Source organism: Streptomyces sp. SAS_270 (assembly GCF_052543295.1).
The window spans coordinates 39,196-61,398 of sequence record NZ_JBMNDS010000028.1 but is presented as its reverse complement, the minus strand read 5'-3'; the positions used below and the strand labels follow the sequence as shown (position 1 = coordinate 61,398).

General features: G+C 71.5%; 20 protein-coding genes and 1 pseudogene. 14 read left to right on the top strand and 7 right to left on the bottom strand.

What is annotated here, in order from left to right; genetic code table 11:
* Positions 1-25: 25 nt before the first annotated feature.
* Complete coding sequence (locus tag ACN6LB_RS20380) at positions 26-724, bottom strand: MerR family transcriptional regulator (RefSeq protein ID WP_445027166.1); 699 nt, start codon at positions 722-724, stop codon at positions 26-28.
* A 139-nt stretch (positions 725-863) separates the two neighbouring features.
* On the opposite strand from ACN6LB_RS20380, the gene ACN6LB_RS20375 reads away from it, so the two are divergent.
* The 4 genes and pseudogenes from ACN6LB_RS20375 to ACN6LB_RS20360 all read left to right on the top strand — a co-directional run bounded on the left by ACN6LB_RS20375 (position 864) and on the right by ACN6LB_RS20360 (position 3,984).
* Complete coding sequence (locus tag ACN6LB_RS20375) at positions 864-2,612, top strand: AMP-dependent synthetase/ligase (RefSeq protein ID WP_445027165.1); 1,749 nt, start codon at positions 864-866, stop codon at positions 2,610-2,612.
* Positions 2,613-2,667: 55 nt separating this feature from the next.
* Positions 2,668-2,910, top strand: a pseudogene (locus ACN6LB_RS20370) (amino acid permease); the annotation flags it as partial.
* A gap of 60 nt (positions 2,911-2,970) precedes the next feature.
* Positions 2,971-3,450 carry a macro domain-containing protein gene (locus tag ACN6LB_RS20365; RefSeq protein WP_445027164.1) on the top strand — a complete coding sequence of 160 codons (480 nt, stop codon included), beginning with the start codon at positions 2,971-2,973 and terminating at the stop codon, positions 3,448-3,450.
* 114 nt (positions 3,451-3,564) lie between these two features.
* Complete coding sequence (locus ACN6LB_RS20360; protein ID WP_445027163.1) at positions 3,565-3,984, top strand: F0F1 ATP synthase subunit B family protein; 420 nt, start codon at positions 3,565-3,567, stop codon at positions 3,982-3,984.
* Positions 3,985-4,068: 84 nt separating this feature from the next.
* Here ACN6LB_RS20360 and ACN6LB_RS20355 read toward each other — a convergent pair whose 3' ends face one another.
* Positions 4,069-5,559, bottom strand: a complete 1,491-nt coding sequence (locus ACN6LB_RS20355) for a M1 family metallopeptidase (RefSeq protein ID WP_445027162.1) — start codon at positions 5,557-5,559, stop codon at positions 4,069-4,071.
* 182 nt (positions 5,560-5,741) lie between these two features.
* Here ACN6LB_RS20355 and ACN6LB_RS20350 point away from each other — a divergent pair, with 182 nt between their 5' ends.
* The gene (locus tag ACN6LB_RS20350; protein ID WP_445027161.1) at positions 5,742-7,697 is read left to right on the top strand and encodes a Xaa-Pro dipeptidyl-peptidase; all 1,956 of its coding nucleotides are present in this window, start codon (positions 5,742-5,744) and stop codon (positions 7,695-7,697) included.
* Positions 7,697-8,980 carry a M14 family metallopeptidase gene (locus ACN6LB_RS20345; RefSeq protein ID WP_445027160.1) on the top strand — a complete coding sequence of 428 codons (1,284 nt, stop codon included), beginning with the start codon at positions 7,697-7,699 and terminating at the stop codon, positions 8,978-8,980. The genes ACN6LB_RS20350 and ACN6LB_RS20345 overlap by 1 nt, the downstream gene beginning before the upstream one ends.
* Positions 8,981-8,982: 2 nt before the next feature.
* On the opposite strand, the gene ACN6LB_RS20340 is transcribed toward ACN6LB_RS20345, so the two are convergent.
* Positions 8,983-9,948 (bottom strand): FAD-dependent oxidoreductase, encoded by a 966-nt coding sequence (locus ACN6LB_RS20340; protein WP_445027159.1) that lies wholly within the window; start codon positions 9,946-9,948, stop codon positions 8,983-8,985.
* 66 nt (positions 9,949-10,014) lie between these two features.
* On the opposite strand from ACN6LB_RS20340, the gene ACN6LB_RS20335 reads away from it, so the two are divergent.
* From ACN6LB_RS20335 to ACN6LB_RS20325, 3 genes are read left to right on the top strand one after another with little or no spacing between them, the layout of a single operon-like run.
* The gene (locus ACN6LB_RS20335; RefSeq protein WP_445027158.1) at positions 10,015-11,034 is read left to right on the top strand and encodes an oxidoreductase; all 1,020 of its coding nucleotides are present in this window, start codon (positions 10,015-10,017) and stop codon (positions 11,032-11,034) included.
* Positions 11,035-11,082: 48 nt separating this feature from the next.
* Positions 11,083-12,726 carry an ABC-F family ATP-binding cassette domain-containing protein gene (locus tag ACN6LB_RS20330; RefSeq protein WP_356142904.1) on the top strand — a complete coding sequence of 548 codons (1,644 nt, stop codon included), beginning with the start codon at positions 11,083-11,085 and terminating at the stop codon, positions 12,724-12,726.
* Between the two features lie 34 nt (positions 12,727-12,760).
* Positions 12,761-13,990 (top strand): HEAT repeat domain-containing protein, encoded by a 1,230-nt coding sequence (locus ACN6LB_RS20325; RefSeq protein ID WP_445027157.1) that lies wholly within the window; start codon positions 12,761-12,763, stop codon positions 13,988-13,990.
* Between the two features lie 84 nt (positions 13,991-14,074).
* Here the strand turns inward: ACN6LB_RS20325 and ACN6LB_RS20320 are convergent, their stop codons facing one another.
* Positions 14,075-16,468: a Tex family protein gene (locus tag ACN6LB_RS20320; RefSeq protein ID WP_445027156.1), complete on the bottom strand. Its 2,394-nt coding sequence runs from the start codon at positions 16,466-16,468 to the stop codon at positions 14,075-14,077.
* A gap of 143 nt (positions 16,469-16,611) precedes the next feature.
* On the opposite strand from ACN6LB_RS20320, the gene ACN6LB_RS20315 reads away from it, so the two are divergent.
* Positions 16,612-17,136: an ATP-binding protein gene (locus tag ACN6LB_RS20315; RefSeq protein ID WP_445027155.1), complete on the top strand. Its 525-nt coding sequence runs from the start codon at positions 16,612-16,614 to the stop codon at positions 17,134-17,136.
* 83 nt (positions 17,137-17,219) lie between these two features.
* Here ACN6LB_RS20315 and ACN6LB_RS20310 read toward each other — a convergent pair whose 3' ends face one another.
* Both ACN6LB_RS20310 and ACN6LB_RS20305 read right to left on the bottom strand, forming a co-directional pair.
* Complete coding sequence (locus tag ACN6LB_RS20310; protein WP_356134336.1) at positions 17,220-17,363, bottom strand: LPFR motif small protein; 144 nt, start codon at positions 17,361-17,363, stop codon at positions 17,220-17,222.
* 64 nt (positions 17,364-17,427) lie between these two features.
* Positions 17,428-18,294: an SCO6745 family protein gene (locus ACN6LB_RS20305; protein ID WP_445027154.1), complete on the bottom strand. Its 867-nt coding sequence runs from the start codon at positions 18,292-18,294 to the stop codon at positions 17,428-17,430.
* A 112-nt stretch (positions 18,295-18,406) separates the two neighbouring features.
* Here ACN6LB_RS20305 and ACN6LB_RS20300 point away from each other — a divergent pair, with 112 nt between their 5' ends.
* Together ACN6LB_RS20300 and ACN6LB_RS20295 are read left to right on the top strand one after the other, a co-directional pair.
* Positions 18,407-19,360, top strand: a complete 954-nt coding sequence (locus ACN6LB_RS20300) for a GlxA family transcriptional regulator (RefSeq protein ID WP_445027153.1) — start codon at positions 18,407-18,409, stop codon at positions 19,358-19,360.
* Positions 19,361-19,402: 42 nt separating this feature from the next.
* Positions 19,403-20,038, top strand: coding sequence for a DJ-1/PfpI family protein (locus tag ACN6LB_RS20295; RefSeq protein WP_445027152.1), 636 nt, complete (start codon positions 19,403-19,405; stop codon positions 20,036-20,038).
* On the opposite strand, the gene ACN6LB_RS20290 is transcribed toward ACN6LB_RS20295, so the two are convergent.
* The gene (locus ACN6LB_RS20290; RefSeq protein WP_445027151.1) at positions 20,025-20,774 is read right to left on the bottom strand and encodes an enoyl-CoA hydratase/isomerase family protein; all 750 of its coding nucleotides are present in this window, start codon (positions 20,772-20,774) and stop codon (positions 20,025-20,027) included. The genes ACN6LB_RS20295 and ACN6LB_RS20290 overlap by 14 nt on opposite strands.
* Positions 20,775-20,841: 67 nt before the next feature.
* Here ACN6LB_RS20290 and ACN6LB_RS20285 point away from each other — a divergent pair, with 67 nt between their 5' ends.
* A complete protein-coding gene (locus ACN6LB_RS20285; RefSeq protein ID WP_445027150.1) occupies positions 20,842-21,513 on the top strand; it encodes an HdeD family acid-resistance protein in 672 nt (223 codons plus the stop codon).
* A gap of 175 nt (positions 21,514-21,688) precedes the next feature.
* Entirely contained in the window at positions 21,689-22,198 is a 510-nt protein-coding gene (locus tag ACN6LB_RS20280) for an ATP-binding protein (protein WP_445027204.1), read from the top strand.
* Positions 22,199-22,203: the final 5 nt, after the last annotated feature.

Here is a 22,203-nt window from a genome sequence, read left to right as displayed (position 1 = left end):
GCCGGGTCCCCTAAGGGGGAGTGGCTCAGGACTCCTTGAGCCACTCCCGCAGCTCTTCCTTCAACGAGCGCTGGAACGCGGTCAGCAGTGCCTGTACCACCAGCGGCTGCATATGGGCGGACAGCGACCTGACCGCCGCGACCGAGTCACGCTCGGCGACCTCCTCGCGAAAGAGCCCGGACAGTTCGTGGGCCGCGGCGCGGGAATGCTCCAGCAGGACGTTCCGCGCCGCGAGGATCGTCTCCGGCGCGATCGGTACGTCGAGGAGCTGGACGCCGAGCCGCAGCAGCCCGGGGTCCACGCGGAACGTGTCGCCGGTAGGCGTGATCACGTTCATCGCGGCGAGCCGGTCCAGATCCTCCGCGCCCAGGGGGCGACCCGCCCGCCGCTCCAGCTCGTCGCGCGGGACCTCCTCCGCCGCGTCGGGGGCCCAGGAGGCCACGACGGCGCGGTGGATGGCCAGGTCGTGGGCGCTGAGATCGGGCGGCAGCTGCTGCAGATAGCGCTCGATCGCGGCCAGCGTCATGCCCTGGTGCTGCAGTTCCTCGATGAGCGCGAGCCGCGCCAGGTGGTCCTGCCCGTAGTGACCCACGCGCCGGGGACCGATCACCGGCGGCGGCAGCAGGCCCTTGGTGCTGTAGAAGCGGACGGTACGGACCGTGACGCCCGCACGCGCGGCCAGCTCGTCGACCGTGAGCGTCGGCTCCTCGGTGTCCGTCGTCATGGCAGGCCCTGCCTCTCCCGGTGGTGCGGCGATCAGGTGCAACAGTATTGCTGTCTCACCAGTGTTGTGAAAGCGTCCGTCCGAGGTAGGACCAGGTACGCCCGTAGGAACGTCCAGCCGACGGCGCCGGGAGGCGGTCATGACCACGATCCTGCGACTTCCCTCGGACCCCGCCGAACTCACCCTCCCCGCCCTGCTGCTGCGCAACGCCGAGGACCACGGAGACCTCCCCGCGCTCTCCTGGCGCACCGGCGAGAACTGGTCCACCCTCACCTGGAGCGAGGTGCGCCGCGAGGCCGTCGCCCTCGCCGCCGGATACGCGGACCTCGGCGCAGGGCGCGGCGACCACGTCCTCATGATGATGGGCAACCGCCCCGAGCACTGGCTCAGCGACCTCGCGCTCACTCACCTGGGTGCCGTCCCGGTCTCCGTCTACGGCACCGCCGCCCCCGAGCAGATCGCGCACATCGCCCGGCACAGCCGCGCCCGCCTCGCGATCGTCGAGGGCACGCGTGAACGGGCGCTGTGGGAACCCCTGTTGGCACAGGAGGACGTGCCCCTGGAGCAGCTGGTCGTCGCCGAGCCGGCGCAGGCCGGACCCCATCGGACGTACGACTCCCTGAAGGGTGCGGCGGTCCCGGACGACAAGGCCTGGTGCGAGAGCCGCCCCACGGACCCGCTCACGGTCGTCTACACCTCGGGCACGACCGGCGACCCCAAGGGCGTACGGATCACCCACCGCAATGTCGTCCTCGACGCGCTCGCCCTCGACCGTCTCGTCGAACTCCCCGACCATGTCGAGCACCTCTGCTACCTGCCCTTCGCGCACATCGCCGAACGCATGCTCGGGATCTACCTGCCGGTGTTCCGCGCCTCGCACGTGTACCTGTGCCCCGACCCCACGGCCGTCGGCGCACTCGCGCGCGAGCTGCGTCCCGCGCAGTTCTTCGGGGTCCCGCGGGTGTGGGAGAAGCTCGCCGCCGCCGTACGGGCCGCTCTCGCCGCACTCCCGGAGGAGCGGCGCCGGGCGGTCGAGGCCGCGATGGACACGGCCCGCGCGCACGTGGCCTGCCGCGAGCGCGGCGAGGATCCCTCCACCGAGCTGGAGGCCGCGTACCGCACCGCCAAGGAGCGGGTGCTCGACCCGGTCCTCGCCCTCGCCGGGTTCGACCGCCTGGTGTGGACGGCGAGCGCGTCGGCCCCGATGCCGCAGGACGTGGCGGCGTTCTGGGCCGGCTTCGGTCTCGCGATCATGGACGCCTGGGGGCTGACCGAGACGATCGGGGTCGCCACCACCAACAGCCCCGGGGCCTTCCGGCTCGGCTCGGTCGGCAGGCCGATCGACGGCCTGGAACTGCGCATCGCCGCCGACGGCGAGATCCTCGTGCGCGGCGCGACCGTCTTCGACGGCTATCTGCGCCCGGACGGTTCGGTCGAGGACGCCCGCGACGCCGACGGCTGGTTCGCCACCGGCGACATCGGCCGGATCGACGAGGACGGCTTCCTGTGGCTCACCGACCGCAAGAAGGAAATGATCGTGACCTCGACGGGCAAGAACGTCTCGCCCGCGCTCGTCGAGAACACCCTCAAGGAGCATCCGCTCGTCGACCAGGCCTATGTGCACGGCGACGGCCGCTCCTACCTGGTGGCCCTGCTCGTCCCGGACACCACGGCACCGACCGACCCGGCCGCCCTGCGGGAGGGCATCGCCCAGGCCGTCGAGCAGGCCAACGCGCGCCTGAGCCGCCCCGAGCAGATCAAGCGCTACCGGGTCCTCGACGGGGAATGGAGCCCGCAGACCGGCGAACTCACCCCCTCGCTCAAGCTCCGCCGCCGAGCGATCCGCGACCGCTACGCGCGCGTGCTCGACGAGCTCTACACCGATTGACGACCTCTGCAGATGACGGCCTTTGCACCCCTTCCTCGTGAGCTGTATCGCCGGCCGCGCCAGGGCGGGCCTGGTGACCCGCCCGTCCTTCCGCCTGCCGGGCAGCCCGGTCACCGAGCTCGTCACGATCGCCTTCCTGATCGCCGTGCTCGGCCTGATGGGCAACGACCCTGACGTCGGCCGCAAGACCCTCCTTCTCATCCCGGTCATCGCGGCCCTGCTGGTCGGCGGCTGGTTCGCCGTCCGCCGCCGCGTCGCGCGCGACGAGGACCGGGAACTGGCGGACCTCACGAAGTAGCGGCCCGCGCGGCGAAACAAGCCCAAGGCCACTGTCAGTGGCAGCGCCTACGGTGGTGTCATGTCGGAGATCACGTATGTCCGGGGTGACGCCACCGTGCCGTTGGGGAAGGGCGTCAAGGTGATCGCCCATGTCTGCAACGACATCGGGGGCTGGGGGAAGGGCTTCGTGCTGGCCCTGTCGCGCCGCTGGCCGGAACCGGAGGCGGCGTACCGCGCCTGGCACCGCGGCCGCGCGGCGAACGACTTCGGCCTGGGCGCGGTCCAACTGGTGCGCGCCGAGCGGTATGTGTGGGTGGCCAACATGGTCGGGCAGCGCGGCATACGGACGGGCAGCAAGGGCGTCCCCGTGCGCTACGAAGCGATCGACGCGGCGCTGACCGAGCTCGCCGACCGCGCGACCGAACTCGGCGCCTCCGTCCACATGCCCCGCATCGGCTGCGGCCTGGCGGGCGGCAAATGGTCCCGCATCGAGCCGCTTGTCGAGGAGAGGCTCGTACGGCGGGGCATATCGGTGACGGTGTACGACCGGGAGGGGTGACTTTCGGCCAACTCTGGCTCGGATGCGCGTTGGTATGCACGTATGAGCGGGTAGATCGCCGGTATGGATCTCATCCCTTACCCGATAGGACCACTCAACCCCCAAGTTCAGGACGTGTTCCTCGCACTGGCACTGTTCGCCCTCTGCTACCTGTTGGTCTCCCGGGTGCTGCCCCGGATCAACCAGGTTCTTGCTGAGCGTCACGAGGCCCTCAGCTGGGCCGATGTCGAGAAGTGCCGCGGCGAGGGCGATGCCTTCCGGGCGCATGCCGAGGCTGTACTGGCCGAGGCGCGCCACGACGCCGCCCGCACCCGTCAGCAGGCCCTGGAACAGGGCAACGCCCTGATAGCCGAAGCTCGCGCACGCGGGCAGCGCGACCGCGCGGAGATCCTGGTCCGGGGCCGGGCCGCCGTCGAGTCCGAACGCACGGCAGCCGAGGCCGCACTCCACAGGTCCGTCCCGGAACTGGCCTCGGCACTGGCGAGCCGCATCGTGGGCGAGCCGGTCGCCGCATCCGCGGAGCACGCCAACTGACGCCGGATCGGCGGCGAGCGTGCAGAACCCCCGGTCGAGGACCGGGGGTTCGGTCGCGGTTCTGATCAGCCGCCGCTCAAGTGATCAACCGGCGTGCGCGGAGTTCGTGGCCGCGATCTTCTTCCACGACCTGGGCTGCGCGGGCACCGACTTCGAGCGCGCGATGGAAGCGCCTTGGGCCGCGGGCGCGGCCGGCTTCGACGGCTGGAAGAGCCAGGTGCCGAAGAGCGCGCCGAGCGACTTCCCGGACACCTTCTCGGCGTACGCCTGGAAGTCGCCGACCGATGCGTTGCCGTACGCGTGCTCCTTCGGCCACCCCTTCAGGATGGCGAAGAACGTGTCGTCCCCGACCTCGCCCCGCAGCGCCTGGACGGCGAGCGCGCCCCGGTCGTACACGGCGATGTCGAACTGGTTGTCCGGCCCCGGGTCACCGGGCTTCACGGTCCAGAACGCGTCGTCGGCCGGGTGGGAGGCGTACACGTAGTCCGCGAGCTCCTGCGCCGTGCCCTCGTCCTCGTGCTCGGACCACAGCCACTGGGCGTAGCGCGCGAAGCCCTCGTTGATCCAGATGTCCTTCCAGCCCTTGAGCGACACGTCGTCGCCGTACCACTGGTGGGCCAACTCGTGCACGACCACTGAGGTGTTGGAGCCGTTCGCGAACTGCTTCGGGCTGTAGTACACCCGGGTCTGGGTCTCCAGCGCGTACCCGGTGGTCGTGTTCGGGACGTACCCGCCCACCGAGTTGAAGGGGTACGGGCCGAAGTACCCGCTCAGCCAGTCGACGAGCTCGCCGGTGCGCTCGACGCTCGCCCGCGCCGCCCCCTCGTTGTCGCCGAGATCCTTGCTGTAGGCGTTGACGACCGGGATGCCGCTGTCCGACGTCCCCGTCGTGATGTCGAATTTGCCGACGGCGAGCGTGGTGAGGTACGTGGCCTGGGGCTTGTTGGACCGCCAGTTGTAGCGGGTCCAGCCGAGCTTCGAACTCGTCGACTGCAGCAGGCCGTTGGAGATCGCCTGGGTGCCGTCCGGCACGGCCACCGAGACGTCGTAGGTGGCCTTGTCGCTCGGGTGGTCGTTGCTCGGGTACCACCACCAAGCCGCCTCGGGCTCGTCCGCCGCGATCGCCCCGTCGGGGGTGCGGTGCCAGGTGTTGAAGCCGTACGCGCTCTTCGTGGACGGCACCCCGCTGTAGCGGACGACGACGGTGATCGCGGTGTCCTTGGGCAGCGGCTTCGCCGGAGTGATCTCCAGCTCGTGCTGGCCCGAGGCGGCGAACGTCGCCTTCGCGCCGTTGACCCGCACCTCACTGACATCGAGCAGGAAGTCCAGATCGAAGCGGGACAGATCCTGGGTGGTCCTGGCCGACAGGGTGGCCGTGCCCTCCAGTTCGTCCGTCTGCGGCTGGTACTTCAGTCGCAGGTCGTAGTGCGAGACGTCGTATCCGCCGTTGCCGTAGGCCGGGTAGTAGGGGTCGCCGATGCCCGGCGCCCCGGGGGAGTAACTTGCGGCCGATGCCGGGATCGCCAGCAGCAGGGAGGCCGCGAGTGCGCCCGGGGCGATGAGTCTGCGGTGCACGGAATCTCCAAGTCGTAGGGGCACGAAGTCTGTTCGCAGCCTATTCAGTCCCTGTGGCCCCGGTCGTGTCCATGGCCGCTCCTGTCACACGATCGCCATTCGGCCGACATGAGCGACTGCGCCCCGGGCGTGTCTTCATCTGCCCCCTGTTGTCCAGGAGTTGACCGGAGTACCGTCCGCGCATGTCGATACCTGCGCGCCGCATGCGCTTCACGACCTGGAGATCGCTCGCGACGGCGGCCACAGCCGCCCTGATGGCCGCCTTCCTCACCCCGGCCGCCGCACACGGCGCCCCCCGGGAGAGCACACCCGTCTACTCGTACGCGAACGCGATCCGCGAGGCCGTCTGGGTGGACACCGGACTCGACGGCGACAAGGACGGGAAGGCCGACCGTGTCGCCGTCGACATCGTCAGGCCCCGCGAACCCGCCCAGCAGCACCGCAAGATCCCCGTGATCATGGACGCGAGTCCCTACTACTCCTGCTGCGGCCGTGGCAACGAGGGCCAGCTGAAGACGTACGACGCCGACGGCAACGTCGTCCAGATGCCGTTGTTCTACGACAACTACTTCGTGCCCCGCGGCTACGCCTTCGTCGGCGTCGACCTGGCCGGCACCAACCGCTCCGACGGCTGCGTGGACGTCGGCGGCCGCTCCGACATCCAGTCCGCGAAGGCCGTCGTCGACTGGCTCAACGGCCGCGCCAAGGCGTACACCACGCGCACCGGCACCGCGACCGCCAAGGCGAGCTGGACCAACGGCAAGACCGGAATGATCGGCAAGAGCTGGGACGGCACGATCGCCAACGGCGTCGCCGCCACCGGGGTCAAGGGCCTCAGGACCATCGTCCCGATCAGCGCCATCTCCTCCTGGTACGACTACTACTTCGCCAAGGGCGCCCCGCTCTACGACTCGGGCCCCGACGCCCTCTCCGACTACGTCGACAGCCCAGACGCCCGCGCCAAGTGCGCCGCCGTACAGCAGAAACTCGTCGACCAGGCGCCGCGCACCGGCGACTGGACGTCGCTGTGGACCGAGCGGGACTATGTGAAGGACGCGAGCAAGGTCACCGCCAGCGTCTTCCTCGTCCACGGCATGCAGGACCTCAACGTCCGCACCAAGCACCTCGGCCAGTGGTGGAACGCCCTCGGCAAGAAGGGCGTCGACCGCAAGATCTGGCTGTCGCAGACCGGCCACGTCGACCCCTTCGACTTCCGACGCGGGGCCTGGGTCGACACCCTGCACCGCTGGTTCGACCATGAACTTCTCGGCTACGACAACGGCATCGACAAGCAGCCCATGGCCGACATCGAGCGCCACCCCGACCAGTGGGTCACGTCCGCCGTCTGGCCGCCCCGCAGCACCGACACCGTGAAGCTCCGCCCCGGCCGGGGCACTCAGGCGGGCGTCGGCACCCTCGGCCTGAGGACCGGCTCCGGAACGGAGACCTTCACGGACAACCCGCAGCTGAGCGAGACCGACTGGGCCGCGAACATCGGCCGGTCCACCCCGGACAAGGCCGGGTTCACCACCGGACCGCTCACCCACGACGTGCGCCTGTCGGGCTCCTCCAAGGTGACCGTCACCGCGACGCCCACCACCGCGACCGCCCACCTCTCCGCGGTCCTCGTCGACCTCGGCCCGGACACCATCCGCGACTACAACGCTGCCGGCGAGGGGATCAGCACGCTCACCGACCGCACCTGCTGGGGCTCGAGCACCACGGGCGACAGCTCCTGCTTCAAGGTGACGCAGGCGAAGACCGCGGCCGTCGACTACACCGTCTTCAGCCGCGGCTGGGCCGACCTCGGCAACTACGGCTCCGACCTGAAGGGCGTCCCGCTCACCCCGGGCAAGCCGTACACGATCACGCTCGACCTGGCCGCCACCGACCACGTCGTCCCCAAGGGCCACCGCCTGGCGCTGATCGTCGCGGGCACCGACAAGGACCTCATCGATCCGCCGTCGACCACGCCCACCCTCACGCTCGACCTCTCCCGCACCTCGGCCCGCGTCCCGCTGGTCGGCGGCGCCAAGGCCTTCGAGCACGCGACCGGTGCGGCCTCCGTCGCGCCGAGCGCCACCGTCCTCGACGGTGTCGGCGCACCGCGCACCGTCCACCGCGTCCCGGGTCTGTGATGTCCCGACGCGTTCGCGCCCTGGCCGTGGCGGTCTCCGCCACGGCCTTGGCCGCGCCCCTGCTGACCGCGCCCGCCTACGCGACGCAGACCCCGCCGCGCACCGGATTCGAGCAGAGCGACGGCGCGCGCTGGACCAGCCAGTCAGAGGAGCAGGACTTCCTGGCGGCCGTCGACAAGGCGAGCGAACGGGTCGCCGTGTCGCGCGTCGGCACCACGCAACAGGGCCGTCCGCTCCGTCTGGCCCGCATCCAGGGCGGACACCGCACGGCCACCACCGTCCTCCTCGTGTGCAGCCAGCACGGCGACGAACCCTCCGGCCGCGAGGCCTGTCTCACCACCATCCGCGACCTGGCCTTCGCGAAGGACGCGCGGACCCGGCGTATTCTCGCGGACACCACCCTCCTCGTCGTACCCACCGCCAACCCCGACGGCCGGGCCGCCGACACCCGCGAGAACAGCGACGGTGTCGACATCAACCGCGACCACCTCGCACTGAGGACGGCCGAGGCCCGCGCCATGGCCGGAGTCCTGCGCGACCGGACGCCTGACGTCGTCTACGACCTGCACGAGTACGGCGCCACACCTCCCTACTACGACAAGGACCTCTTCGACCTCTGGCCGCGCAACCTCAACACCGACGAGGCCGTGCACGACGAGGCGCGGACCCTGTCGCAGGAGTACGTGCGTCCCGCCGCCCAGGACGCCGGGTACTCGACGGGCACGTACGGCATCTGGACCGACCCCGTCACCGGCGACCCGATCAAGCAGACCGCAGGGGACGGCCAGGAGCGCATCCTGCGCAACATGTCGGGCATCAAGCATGCTGCCGGGCTGCTCATCGAGAGCCGCGTCGATCCGCTCACGGACGCCGAGAAGGCGGACCCCGCCACGAACCACCGGCGCCGCGTCCACTCCCAACTCGCCGCACTCGGCGGCCTGTTCGACTTCACGAAGCAACGGGGCCGAAAGCTCGCGGCGGCGACCGGGGCGGCCCGGCTCGCGGGGTACCGGGACAGCGGCCCGGTCCACCTCGGCGGCGCCGACAACGACCCCGCCGAACCCTCCGAGGTGCTCCAGGACCCGCCCTGCGGCTACCGGCTCACGGCGGACCAGTACGCGGACGTGCGGGACGAACTCGCCCTGCACGGCGTGCACATGAGACGCGACGGCGACGGCGTCCTCGTACTGCTGAGGCAGTCGTCGCGCGCCCTCGTCCCGCTGCTCCTCGACGGACGCGCGCCCTACCACCTCGTGGCGGGGGAGCCCGACACCGACTGCTGAGCTCAGGAGGCGGCCGGGCCCACCAGCTCGGCCGCCTCCCGCGCGCAGCCCCACGCCACCGTCACACCCGCACCGCCGTGCCCGTAGTTGTGCACCAACACCCGCCCGCCGGGCAGCACTTCACGCTCCAGGCGCACCGCCGTGCGCACCGGACGCAGACCCACCCGGTGGTCGAGCACACGCGCCCCGGCGATCTCCGGCCGCACCGCCGCGCACCGCCTGACGATCTCCTCGGCCACCCTCGGGTCGGGCGTCAGAGACCAGTCGTCCTCGTCGGCCGTGCCGCCCAGGATCAGCCCGCCCGGCTGCGGCATGAAGTACGTGCTCTTCGCCGCGGTGTGGTCCACGGACGTCAGCCAGGTGCGGATGCCCGGGTTCTCGACCACGACCAGTTGCCCGCGCACCGGACGCACCGCCCGGTCCGGCACGAGATCCCGGGCGCCGAGCCCCGTGCAGTTGACCACCACCGGCGCCTCGGCGCCCGCCTCGCCGAGATCGTGCACGACCCGCTCCTCGACCGTGCCGCCCGCCGCGACCAGCCGCTCCTGCAGCCACCTCAGGTACACCGGCATGTCGATCAACGGCAGCCGCGCCCACAGCCCGGTCCCGGCGTACTCGTCCGCGGTCGCGGCCCGCAGCCCCGGCACATGCGCGGCCCACGGGCCCAGGTCGTCCAGCCGTGTCTCGCCCTGTACGCCCTCGACCATGCGTACGCCCGTCTCGTCGGGCCGCGCCGCCAACTCCTCGTACACGGCGAACGAGCGCAGCGACCAGGCGCCGACCAGCGCCTCCGGTTCGATGCGGTACGGCCACCACAGTCCGCCCGCAACCGCCGAGGTGGTCCGCCCGACGGGGTCGCGCGCCCACACCCGTACGCGCCTGCCGGCCTCGGCCAGGACGACGGCCGTCGTGAGGCCTATGACGCCGCCGCCGACCACGATCACATCACCGCTTCGCGCTCTCTCCACGCCGGGACGTTAGCGGAATATGTCATGCCGTGCTCATATCACTCCCCGTGCGGGAATACTCACAGCATGTCTGCCGAGTACGCGACCTTCGGCCTGGCACCGGCGATGCGTGCCGGTGGAGTCCTCGCCAACGGTGACTACCAAGTGCACCGGGATTTCGTGGACTTCATCGTCGACGGCCGCCCGCTGCTGTTCCAGCTCTCCGACCTCGACGCGGTGTCCCCGCTCGCCTCCGACGTGCCGCCCGCCATCTTCACCGCACAGGTGCGCAGCCTCCTCCTGGAGGCCGAGGCACCGCTCGACGGCGGCCGGTACGTCATCTACGGCTGCCCCGAATGCCAGAGCCTCGAATGCGGGGCCGTCACCGCCGCCATCGAAAAGGCCGGCGACGACTACGTATGGCGCGACTTCGCCTGGCAGACCGATGAGCACGCCGACCTGGAGCTCAACGGCTATCACGGCATAGGGCCGTTCCGCTTCCGCGGTGCCGAATACCGCAGCGCGCTCTCCTCCCTGCTCGACGGCGACTCCGGGGCACGCCGCCGCGTCCTGCTGATCGGCGCGCGCGTCGCCGTCCTCGCCAAGCTCGCCGCCGCCCTGCGCACCATCGGTATCGGCGCCGACATCACCCACGACGCGTCCGGCGTGCCCGCCGACGAACTGCGCGCGTACGGCGCCGTCGCCTTCGGCCGCGCCGTGGCGGAGCAGGAACGTGCCGCCGTACGCGACTCCTTCGCGCGCGCAGGCGTCGACGTCGCCTACGTCGAGGGTCTCGCCCCGATCATTCCGCTCCTGGTCGCTCAGATCGAGCACGCCCTGGACCGCAGTGCGACGGAGCAGCGCCGCCTGACCCGCCTGGTCGCCGCCGACGGCGAGGCCGGCATAGAGGTGACCTCGACCTGCCGGGTCCGGGTGACCGCCTACCGCCTGGACCGCTTGCGCCGCACCCACGCGCACGAGGTCTTCGACGGAGTCCTGGACGCGGGCCGGCACCGCGTCGCGCTCGACGCCGGAGTCGTGAAGGGGGAGTCCTTCCTGGTCGCCCGCACATCGGGGAGTGTGCTGGTGGAGGCGATGGCGCACTGAAAACCCGGGCGCGACCCGGAAGGCGGGGCCGTTAGGATCGGCCTCCTGATGACTGCCACTCTCGTCGCCAAGAACCTCGCCGCCGGACACGGCGACCGCTCGCTCTTCTCCGGGCTCGACCTCGTCGTCGCGCCCGGTGACGTGATCGGGCTCGTCGGTGCCAACGGCGCGGGCAAGTCCACCCTGCTGCGCCTGCTCGCCGGGCTCCTCACGCCCGAGGAGGGGGAGCTGCGGCTGTCCCCGCCCAGCGCGACGGTGGGGCATCTGCCACAGGAGCCGGAGCGGCGGGAGGGCGAGACGGTCCGCGACTTCCTGGCCCGCCGTACCGGCGTGGCCGAGGCCCAGCGCGTGATGGACGAGGCCACACAGGGGCTCGTCGACGGGGCCCCGGGCGCCGATGACGCGTACGCGACCAGCCTGGAGCGGTGGCTCGACCTCGGCGGCGCCGACCTCGACGAGCGGGCGGAGGAGGTCGCCGACTCCCTCGGCCTCGCGGTGGACCTGGACCAGCCGATGACCGCCCTGTCCGGCGGCCAGGCAGCCCGCGCGGGCCTGGCCTCCCTGCTGCTGTCCCGCTACGACGTCTTCCTGCTCGACGAGCCGACCAACGACCTGGACCTGGACGGCCTGGAACGCCTCGAACGCTTCGTGAGCGGCCTGCGGGCGGGCACCGTCGTCGTCAGCCACGACCGCGAGTTCCTCACCCGCACGGTCACCAAGGTCCTCGAACTCGACCTGGCACAGCAGGAGATCACCCTGTACGGCGGCGGGTACGAGGCCTACCTGGAGGAGCGGGACGTGGCGCGCCGGCACGCCCGCGAGGACTTCGAGGAGTACGCCGACAAGCGCTCCGCCCTCGAAGGCCGCGCCCAGATGCAGCGCTCCTGGATGGACAAGGGCGTCAAGAACGCCCGGCGCAAGGCGAACAACGACAACGACAAGATCGGGCGCAAGTTCCGCAGCGAGGCCAGCGAGAAGCAGGCCGCGAAGGCCCGGCAGACCCAGCGCATGATCGAGCGCCTCGATGTCGTGGAGGAACCCCGCAAGGAGTGGGAGCTGCGCATGGAGATCGCGGCGGCGCCGCGCTCCGGCTCGGTCGTCGCGACCCTGCGCGACGCCGAGGTGCGCCGCGGCGACTTCGCCTTCGGCCCGGCGACGCTGCAGATCGACTGGGCGGACCGGGTCGCCGTCACCGGCGCCAACGGTGCGGGCAAGTCGACACTGCTGGGCGCGCTGCTCGGCCGCATCCCGCTGGACGCAGGGCACGCGACGCTCGGCTCCGGCGTCGTGGTCGGCGAGGTCGACCAGGCCCGCAAGCTCTTCCACGGCTCCGAATCGCTGCTGGACGCGTTCTGCGCGGCGGTGCCCGAGACCGAGCCCGCCGAGGTCCGCACCCTGCTGGCCAAGTTCGGCCTCAAGGCGGACCACGTCCTGCGCTCCGCGGTGACGCTCTCCCCGGGCGAGCGCACCCGCGCCGCCCTGGCGCTGCTCCAGGGCCGAGGCGTGAACCTCCTCGTCCTCGACGAGCCGACCAACCACCTCGACCTCCCGGCCATCGAGCAGCTGGAGTCGGCCCTCGACTCCTACGAAGGCACGCTGCTGCTGGTCACGCACGACCGCCGGATGCTCGACGCCGTCCACACGACACGCCGCCTGGAAGTCGCGGACGGCAAGGTGACGGAGACGGTGTAGAGCGGGCGGCCGAAGCAGGGGAGGGGGAGGCCGGGTGACGCCGGATGCGCGACTCGTGGCAGCGGTACGCGGCGGGAACGCGGTGGGGGTGAAGGCCGCGCTGGAGGCGGGCGCCGATCCCGACGCCGTCGACGAGCACGGCACGCCCGCGCTCTGCCTGGCCGTCGACACCTTCGACACCGCGGTCGTCGAGGAGCTGGCCTGGTGCGCCCGGCTCGACCGGGCCGCCCCCGACGGCCGGGCACTGCTGCTGCGCGCCGTCGACCGCGGTGACTACGACACCACGGTCGTCCTGATCGCCAAGGGCGCGCACCTGTGGGCCAAGGACGCCGAGGGCCGTGACGCCCTGGCACTGGCCCGGTACTGGCACGAGACGGGTGCGGCGCTCGAACTCCGCCGCAGAACGGGACTGACGGGACCGGTCCGCCGTACGGCGATCCGTGACGAGGACGGCTGCACCCGCGAGGAGATCACCCTCGGAGAGCTCACGGTCCGCACCGGACATGCCGCCATCCTCACGTTCCTGGAGCCCAAGTACGGCGTCAGGCCGTCCTTCGGGGACCTGCTCGCCCGCGCCCTGGCCGAACCCGATGTAGACCATGTCGTGTGGTGGACCACGACCGGCGTCCTCCAGGAGCGCCACGATCCCCTGGTGTGGCAGGCAGCGGCAGCCCTGTGCGCCCGCCCCGATCCGCGGGAGCGGTGTTTCGGCGCGGAGGTGCTCCGGGTGACCAACCTGTTCGACGAGAGCGAGGACTCGCGCTTCGAGGGCCCGCTCGTCGACCTGTTCGTCGACCTGGCAGCCGAGGAGACCGACCCGCGCGTGCTGCGGGTGCTCACCGCGGGACTGGCCGACACCACGGATCCCCGACGCGTCGACCCACTCCGGGCGCTGGCCGCCCACGACGACGGCAGGGTCCGCGAACGTGCCGTCCACGGCCTGGCCGAGCAGGTCGCCGCGGGGGACTCCGGCTCCCTGACCGTCGTGCTGGCCCGCACCCGGGACGCCGTCGCCGACGTACGCCGGGCCGCCTGCCTCACCCTCGCCGAAGCCCCCGCCAACCTTCCGGCTCCCTCGGACGCCCTTGCCGCCCGCCTCGACGACGAGGACGAAGCCGTACGCGTCACGGCGGCGACCCGCCTCGTGCTGCGCGACGACCCCCGCGGCGACGAAGTGCTCCGTGACTACGCCGGAACAGGCGAGGATTCCCCGTACTTCTGGCTGCTGTACGACGCGTGGCACCACCAGCGCCGCACGCCCTAGACACCAGACAGCCAGGGGCTTTTTCGAGGCCGGCCTCGCCCTGGGCGCCCGGTCACCTGGGCACCCGGGGCGAGGACCGGAACGTCAGCCCCGGCCCCGCTTCGGGTCGGTCAGCCCGGCCCGGCGCAGAGCATCCGCCATCGCACTGTTGGCAGGCGGCGCCGCCTGACGTGCACCGCCACCACCGCCACCACCGCCACGCCCTTGGCGCGCCGGTTGCTGCCCGCGCTGCTGCGGCGGCCGCCCGCCGCGCTGGGGACGCCGCCCACCGTCCTGCTGAGCCTGCGGTGCCGCCTCGTCGTCCAGCCGCAGCGTCAGCGACACCCGCTTGCGCGGGATGTCGACGTCGAGCACCTTCACCTTGACGATGTCACCCGGCTTCACGACGTCCCGCGGATCCTTGACGAAGGTCTTGGACATGGCGGAGACATGGACGAGCCCGTCCTGGTGGACGCCGATGTCCACGAAGGCACCGAAGGCGGCCACGTTGGTGACGACGCCTTCCAGCACCATCCCGGAGGCAAGGTCGGAGAGCTTCTCCACGCCTTCCTTGAAGGTGGCGGTCTTGAAGGCGGGCCGGGGGTCGCGCCCGGGCTTCTCCAGCTCCTTCAGGATGTCGGTCACGGTCGGCAGACCGAACGTCTCGTCCACGAAGTCGTCCGGCCGCAGCGAACGCAGCACCGCCGTGTTGCCGACCAGCGAAGCGACCTCGTTCCCGGCGGTCTTCACCATGCGCCGGACCACGGGGTACGCCTCGGGGTGCACGCTGGACGCGTCCAGCGGGTCGTCCCCGCCGCGGATCCGCAGGAAGCCCGCGCACTGCTCGTACGCCTTCGGCCCGAGCCGGGCGACCTTCTTGAGGGCCGTGCGGGAGGCGAACGGCCCGTTCGCGTCGCGGTGCGCCACGATGTTCTCGGCGAGGCCGGAGGTGATGCCCGAGACACGGGAGAGCAGCGGCGCGGACGCGGTGTTCACGTCCACCCCCACCCCGTTCACACAGTCCTCGACCACCGCGTCCAGCGACCGCGACAGCTTCACCTCGGACAGGTCGTGCTGGTACTGCCCGACGCCGATCGACTTCGGGTCGATCTTCACCAGTTCGGCCAGCGGGTCCTGCAGGCGCCGGGCGATGGACACGGCGCCGCGCAGCGACACGTCCATGTCGGGCAGCTCCTGCGAGGCGAACGCGGACGCCGAGTACACGGACGCCCCCGCCTCGGAGACCATGACCTTGGTGAGGTTCAACTCCGGGTGCTTGGTGATGAGTTCACCGGCGAGCTTGTCGGTCTCGCGGGACGCCGTGCCGTTGCCGATGGCGACCAGGTCGACCGCGTGCTCCTTGGCGAGCCGGGCGAGTTTCGCGATGGCCTCGTCCCACTTGTTGGCCGGGACGTGGGGGTGGATGACGTCGGTGGCGACGACCTTGCCCGTCGCGTCGACGACGGCGACCTTCACGCCCGTACGGAACCCGGGGTCCAGGCCCAGCGTCGCGCGCGTGCCCGCCGGGGCGGCGAGCAGCAGGTCGCGCAGGTTCGCCGCGAACACGTTGACCGCCTCGTCCTCGGCTCCCGTCCGCAGCCGCAGCCGCACATCGATCCCGAGGTGCACCAGGAGGCGGGTCCGCCAGGCCCAGCGGACCGTGTCCGTGAGCCACTTGTCGCCCGGGCGGCCGCGCTCGGCGATCCCGAAGCGGTGCGCGACGATTCCCTCGTACGAGGAAGGGCCGGGCTGCTCGGAGGGTTCCTCCGGCTCCAGGACGAGGTCGAGAACCTCCTCCTTCTCGCCGCGCAGCATCGCGAGGACGCGGTGCGAGGGCAGGTCCGTGAACGGCTCGGCGAAGTCGAAGTAGTCGGCGAACTTGGCGCCCGCCTCCTCCTTGCCCTCCCGCACCTTGGCGGCCAGCCGGCCGCGCACCCACATGCGCTCACGCAGCTCACCGATCAGGTCGGCGTCCTCCGAGAACCGCTCGGTGAGGATCGCCCGCGCGCCGTCGAGGGCGGCCTGCGGATCGGCCACTCCCTTGTCGGCGTCGACGAAGGCCGTGGCCGCGGCGAGCGGATCGATCGACGGGTCGCCCAGCAGGCCCTCGGCCAGCGGCTCCAGACCCGCCTCGCGTGCGATCTGCGCCTTGGTGCGCCGCTTCGGCTTGAACGGCAGATAGATGTCCTCCAGGCGTGCCTTCGTCTCGGCACCCCGGATCCGCGCCTCCAGCTCGTCGCTGAGCTTGCCCTGCTCGCGTACCGAATCGAGGATCGCCGTACGCCGCTCCTCCAGCTCCCGCAGATAGCGCAGCCGCTCTTCGAGGGTGCGCAGCTGCGCATCGTCGAGCATCTCCGTCGCTTCCTTGCGGTAGCGGGCGATGAAGGGCACCGTCGAACCGCCGTCGAGCAAGTCGACGGCCGCCTTGACCTGCCGCTCCCGTACGCCGAGTTCTTCGGCGATCCTGCCTTCGATGGACCCTACGAGGGGTGTCGTCACGATCCCGTACCGCCTTCTCCACTGGGGTTGCGCGGCAATTGTGGCAGGTGGCGCCGACAACGGGGGATCAGGGCGGGGCCCGGCCGTTGCGGATTTCCGGTGTGCCCGTTCCCGCGGTCCGCGCAGCGCTAGCGTCAAGTCCCATGATCGTATGGCTCAACGGCACCCACGGCGCAGGCAAGACGACGACCAGTCCACTCGTGCAGCGGCTGATCCCGGATTCACGGGTGTTCGACGCCGAGAAGGTCGGCGAGACGCTCATGGACATCACACCGGGGCTGCCCGGGACGGACAACTTCCAGCACTGGCCGCCGTGGCGGCAGCTCGTGGTCGAGACCGCCCGCCGGGTACTCGACTACACCGGCGGCACTCTGGTGATGCCCATGACCGTCCTGGTCGAGGAGTACTGGCGTGAGATCAGCACGGGTCTGGCCCACCATGCCATTCCGGTACGGCACTTCGTCCTCCACGCCGACCAGGACACCCTCCGCGGGCGCATCGCGGGCGACACCGTTCTCGGCCCCGACTCCCCGTTCCGTCTCAAATACCTGGAGCCCTACGCCGAGGCGGCCCGCACCTGGCTGCACGGCGAGGCCGAGGTCGTCGACACCACACACCTCACACCCGCCGAGGCCGCCCGGCGGATCGCCGAGGCCGTCAGGAGCTGAGGTCCGCCGGCCGGTCGCGGCCGGGGCCGGACATACGGGGAGCCGGGCGCGCCGACACGCCCGGCTCCGGCCTCCCCCGGCGGTCAGGCCCTGCGGGTCCGGCCGCCGCGCCGGGTGGACTGCGAGGCGCCCCCGAACAGTCGGGCCACCGCCCGGAACGGCAGTGTCACCACAGTGGCGAGCGCCCCGCCGATCTGTCGGAATACGTCTGCGATCGCGCGGAACACGTGCTTCCCCTTTCGTCTCCCGGCGGGTGCGCCGGGAGAGTACGGGTACCTCGTGCCGTGCGGGTCATGCCTTGCCGGTCACGCCCTCGGGGAACGCCCCCGCCGCGAGTGCCGTGCTCAGCAGCCCGGTGGCCAGCTCCGTGAGCCGCTCGACGCCCGCCGCGCCGAGGTGCTCGTACGGCGCGCGGTCCAGCCGGTCGGTCTCTGCCTCGATCCCCTTGCGCAGCGCGATGCCGGCCTGCGTCAGCTCGCCCGCGGCGTCCAGCAGTCCGCGCCCCCGCAGCCGCCCGACCGCCGCGTCCCAGTCCGCCCGTGACCAGCCGCGGGTGGCCAGCGCCCACTTCGGGGCCATGCCCTTGCCGGTCGCGGTGTGGCTCACCAGCGCCTCGACCGGGTCGAGTTCCGCCTCCAGCAGCACCGCGAGGTGGCCGTCGCCGCGGTGCTCGCGCAGCAGGGTGGCCGCGTGCCAGAGCGCCATGTGCGGCGCGTCGGGAACGGGCAGGTCGGCGTGGGCGGCGTACAGCGGGCGCGCGGCCCTGCCGCAGGCCTCGGCTGCCCGCAGCGCGAGCTCCGCCGCCTCGGCCACCTCCTTGGCGGCGACGGCGTCCTCGCCGAGCAGCCGCCGCAGTGTCGCGTCGACGGCACGCGCGCGTGCCGCGAGGACGGTCTCGGCGGAGGCCGTCGCCCACACCGCGGGCACGTGCCGTGCCACGAGTTCGTGGCGGAAGTTGTAGAACGTCGCCGTCACCACCCCCGCGCCCACCGGCCCCATCGCGGCCGCGCGCACGGCGAAGTACGCGGCACTGCGGTCCTCGATCCCGACCGAGGCCAGCTCCCGGCCCAGATCGGGGGAGAAGTAGTGCGTCGAGTGGAGCGGATTGAGGATGTTGTGGCAGCGCCGCCCGGCGCGCTCCGGCAGGGGAGAGGTCATGACCTGCACGTTACCGACTGGTCGGTACGGAGGGAACGGGTGAGGGCACGGTGGCAGAAAAGGTGGGGTACTCGTCGTTGCGGCCATCGGGCAGCTGCCCAAGAATCGGGGCATGCGAACCGTCCTGGTCGTTCTCTTCGACGACGTGCAGAGTCTCGATGTCACGGGCCCCATGGAGGTCTTCGCGGGCGCCGAGATCGCGCGCCCGGGGTCCTACCGCATCCGCACCGCGTCCGTGGACGGTGCCCCCGTGCGCGCCTCCAGCGGCCTCACCCTCGTGCCGGACCACGCACTCGCCGACGTACCCGCGCCGCACACCCTGATCGTGCCGGGCGGTACGGGCACCCGGCTCCCGGACCCCCGCCTGACCGGGTGGCTGGGTGCGCACGGGCCGCGCTGCGAGCGCCTGGTCTCCGTCTGCACCGGCGCCGTCCTGCTCGCCGAGGCGGGGCTTCTGGACGGCCTGCGGGCGACGACCCACTGGGCGTACTGCGACCAACTCGCCCGCGACCATCCGGCGATCGAGGTCGACCCGGACCCCATCTACGTACGCGACGGACGCGTGGCCACGTCGGCGGGCGTCACCTGCGGCATCGACCTCGCGCTCGCGCTCGTCGAGGAGGACCTCAGCCGTGAGGTCGCGCTCGAGATCGCCCGCCATCTGGTGGTGTTCCTGCGCCGCCCCGGCAACCAGGCCCAGTTCAGCGCACAGCTGGCCGCGCAGACCGCGCGGCGCGAACCGCTGCGCGAGGTCCAGCAGTGGATCACCGAGCACCCCGCCGGCGATCTGTCGGTCGAGGCACTCGCCGCCCGCGCCGGGTTCTCGCCCCGGCACTTCGCCCGCGCCTTCCGGGCCGAGACGGGCACGACGCCCGGCCGCTACGTCGACCGCGTCCGCCTGGAACACGCCCGGCGCCTCCTGGAGGACACCGCCGACGGTGTCGAGGAGGTCTCCCGCGCGAGCGGCTACGGCACACCGGAGGCGATGCGCCGCGCCTTCGTCAAAGCGCTCGACACGGCACCGGCCGAGTACCGACGCCGTTTCCGCCCGTCACTCACCAACTGAACCTCACTGAACCTCACAGAACCTCACCCAGGAGAGAACGCCATGCAGATCGCGATCGTCCTCTACGACCGCTTCACCGCCCTGGACGCCGTGGGCCCGTACGAGACCCTCGGACGGCTGCCCGACGCGGAGACCGTGTTCGTCGCCGAGCACACGGGCCCGGTCCGCAACGACGTGGGAAGCCTCGCCCTCACGGCCGACAGGACTCTGGCCGAGGTGGCGCACCCCGACATCGTCGTGGTCCCCGGCGGCCCGGGACAGTTCGACCAGATGGACAACGAGGTGCTGCTGGACTGGCTGCGCGCCGTCGACGCCACCAGCACCTGGACGACGTCCGTGTGCAGCGGCTCGCTGCTGCTCGGCGCCGCCGGGCTCCTCGACGGCCGCCGCGCCACCTCCCACTGGCTGGCCCTCGACCTCCTCAAGGAGTACGGCGCCGAGGCGACGGGGGAGCGGGTCGTGTTCGACGGCAAGTACGTCACCGCCGCCGGCGTCTCCTCCGGAATCGACATGGGGCTCACCCTGGTCGGCAAAGTCGCGGGCGACGAACACGCCCAGGCCGTCCAGCTGTTGACGGAGTACGACCCGCAGCCGCCCTACGACGCGGGATCGCCGCACAAGGCGCCCGCGTACCTCGTCGAGGAGTTCCGCACCAACAACCGCTTCAGCCTGACGTAGTCCAGGTGAACCGCGGCTGTCTGCGCTCCAGGAAGGCGGTGACCCCCTCCTCGGTGTCACCACTGCCGAGCGCCTGCGCGGCCCAGTGGGCGTCGCGGTCCGTGCGGCCGTCCGCGAACTCCTTGGCGGCGGCCTGCGTCAGCTGCGAGCGCGAGACCAGCACCCGGGTGAACTCGGCGACACGCTTGTCGAGTTCACCCGAGGGCAGCAGCTCGTCCACCAGGCCGGTACGCAGCGCCCGCTCCGCATCGATCAACTCGCCCGAGAACAGCAGGTACTTGGTGGTCGCAGGGCCCACCAGCGACACCAACCGCCGGGTGGACGAGGCCGCGTAGACGATCCCGAGCTTGGCCGGAGTCACCCCGAACAACGCCCCCTCCTCCGCGAACCGCAGGTCGCAGGCCGCCGCGAGCTGCGAGCCGCCGCCCACGCAGTACCCGCGGACCGCCGCGAGCGTCGGCTTCGGGAACGCGGCGAGCGCCTCCTCGGCGGCCACGGCCAGGCGCTGCGCCTCGTCCGGGGACCCGCGCAGGGTCGAGATGTCGGCCCCGGCGCAGAACGTCCCGCCCTCACCGGTCAGAACCAGTGCGTGTACATCGGCGTCGACGGTCAACTCGTCGAGCAAGGGCGGCAGCGCCCGCCACATGCCGGCCGTCATGGCGTTGCGCTTGGCCGGATGGTGGATGACGACGGTGGCGACACCGTCGGTGACGCGGTGCAGTAGCTGCGGCTCCATGAGCCGGATGCTATCCGCAACCGTCGAACGCACGATCAAGAAGGGGTAGGCGCGCGAGGAGGCGCTGATGGACGGATCGGAGTCGGCCGGGCCAGGTGCGACGCCCGGTGCGGCCACCGCCAAGGACGAGACCGCCAAGCTCAGCCGCGGCTTCGGCTGGCTCGCCGCACTCGGCGTGATCCTGGTGCTCGCCGGGCTGGTCGGACTCATCTACACCGGGCTCGCCACCCTCACCTCGATGCTCCTGTTCGGGTGGCTGCTCCTGATCGGCGGTGTGGTGGGGCTGCTGCACGCGATCCAGGCACGCGGCACCAACTTCTTCTGGCTCGGCGTCGTCGTCGCGGCCCTGAACATCGCGGCGGGCGTGGTGATCATGAGCAGGCCGGAGGCGGCCGCAGAGGCGCTGACCATGTTCGCGGCCCTGCTGTTCCTGACCGGCGGTGTGTTCCGGCTGGCCGGCAGCCTCGTGGTGCGCGGCCCGCAGTTCGGCTGGACCCTGCTGCAGGGCACCTTCGACCTGCTGCTGGGCATCCTCGTGCTCGCCGCCTGGCCGAGCAGCAGCAAGTACGTCATCGGCACCTTCTTCGGACTGGCGCTGCTCTTCGACGGCCTCGGTCTGATCGCCACCGGCTACGGTGGGCGCCGCATCGTCGGCATGGTCTCCGAACGGCTCACCGCGGAGGCGGTCGAGGGGGACGAATCGGTTGAGTCCGGCGGCAAACCCGTACAACCCGAATAGTTCTGTAAGTCGGCACAACGGGGACGGGATCGGTCCCATCAGGTGACGTCGTCATACCCGAACGGTCAAATGCCGTCGATAGTCGCTGACTTCTGTTCAGTTCTCGGGTCCGGAGCAGCGCGTTACTGACACTCGACGTGTGGTGACAATCGAGCGCAAGGGTGGCGACCGAACGATGGAGAACCATGGGCGGGGGCCCGACCCGCGCCCAGAAGGCGGCGGGCAGACGCCCCCCGACGCGAGACCGCCGGGACCGCTGCCGTACGAAGGGGTGTGGCGGTTCACCGCTCCCGCCGTCGACGCCTCCGTACCCCAGGCGCGGCACGCCGTCCGCGATCTGCTCGCCCGGCAGGGAGTGCCCGTGTCGGCCGATCTGGTCCACGGACTCCTGCTGATCGTCTCCGAACTGGTCACGAACGCCGTCCGGCACGCGGCCCTGCTGTCGCCGATGCTCGCGGTCGAGATCGCCGTCGGCGCCGAGTGGGTGCGGGTCTCCGTGGAGGACAATCACCCCTACCGCCCGACAGCCCTGGAGGCCGACCACGGGCAGACCGGCGGCCGGGGCCTGCTGCTCGTGCGGGAGGTCACCAGGGAGGCGGGCGGGGTGTGCGACGTCGAGCACACGGCGAGCGGCGGCAAGGTGATCTGGGCCGCCCTGCCGCTCAAGCCCGCCGAACTGATCTGAGGGCC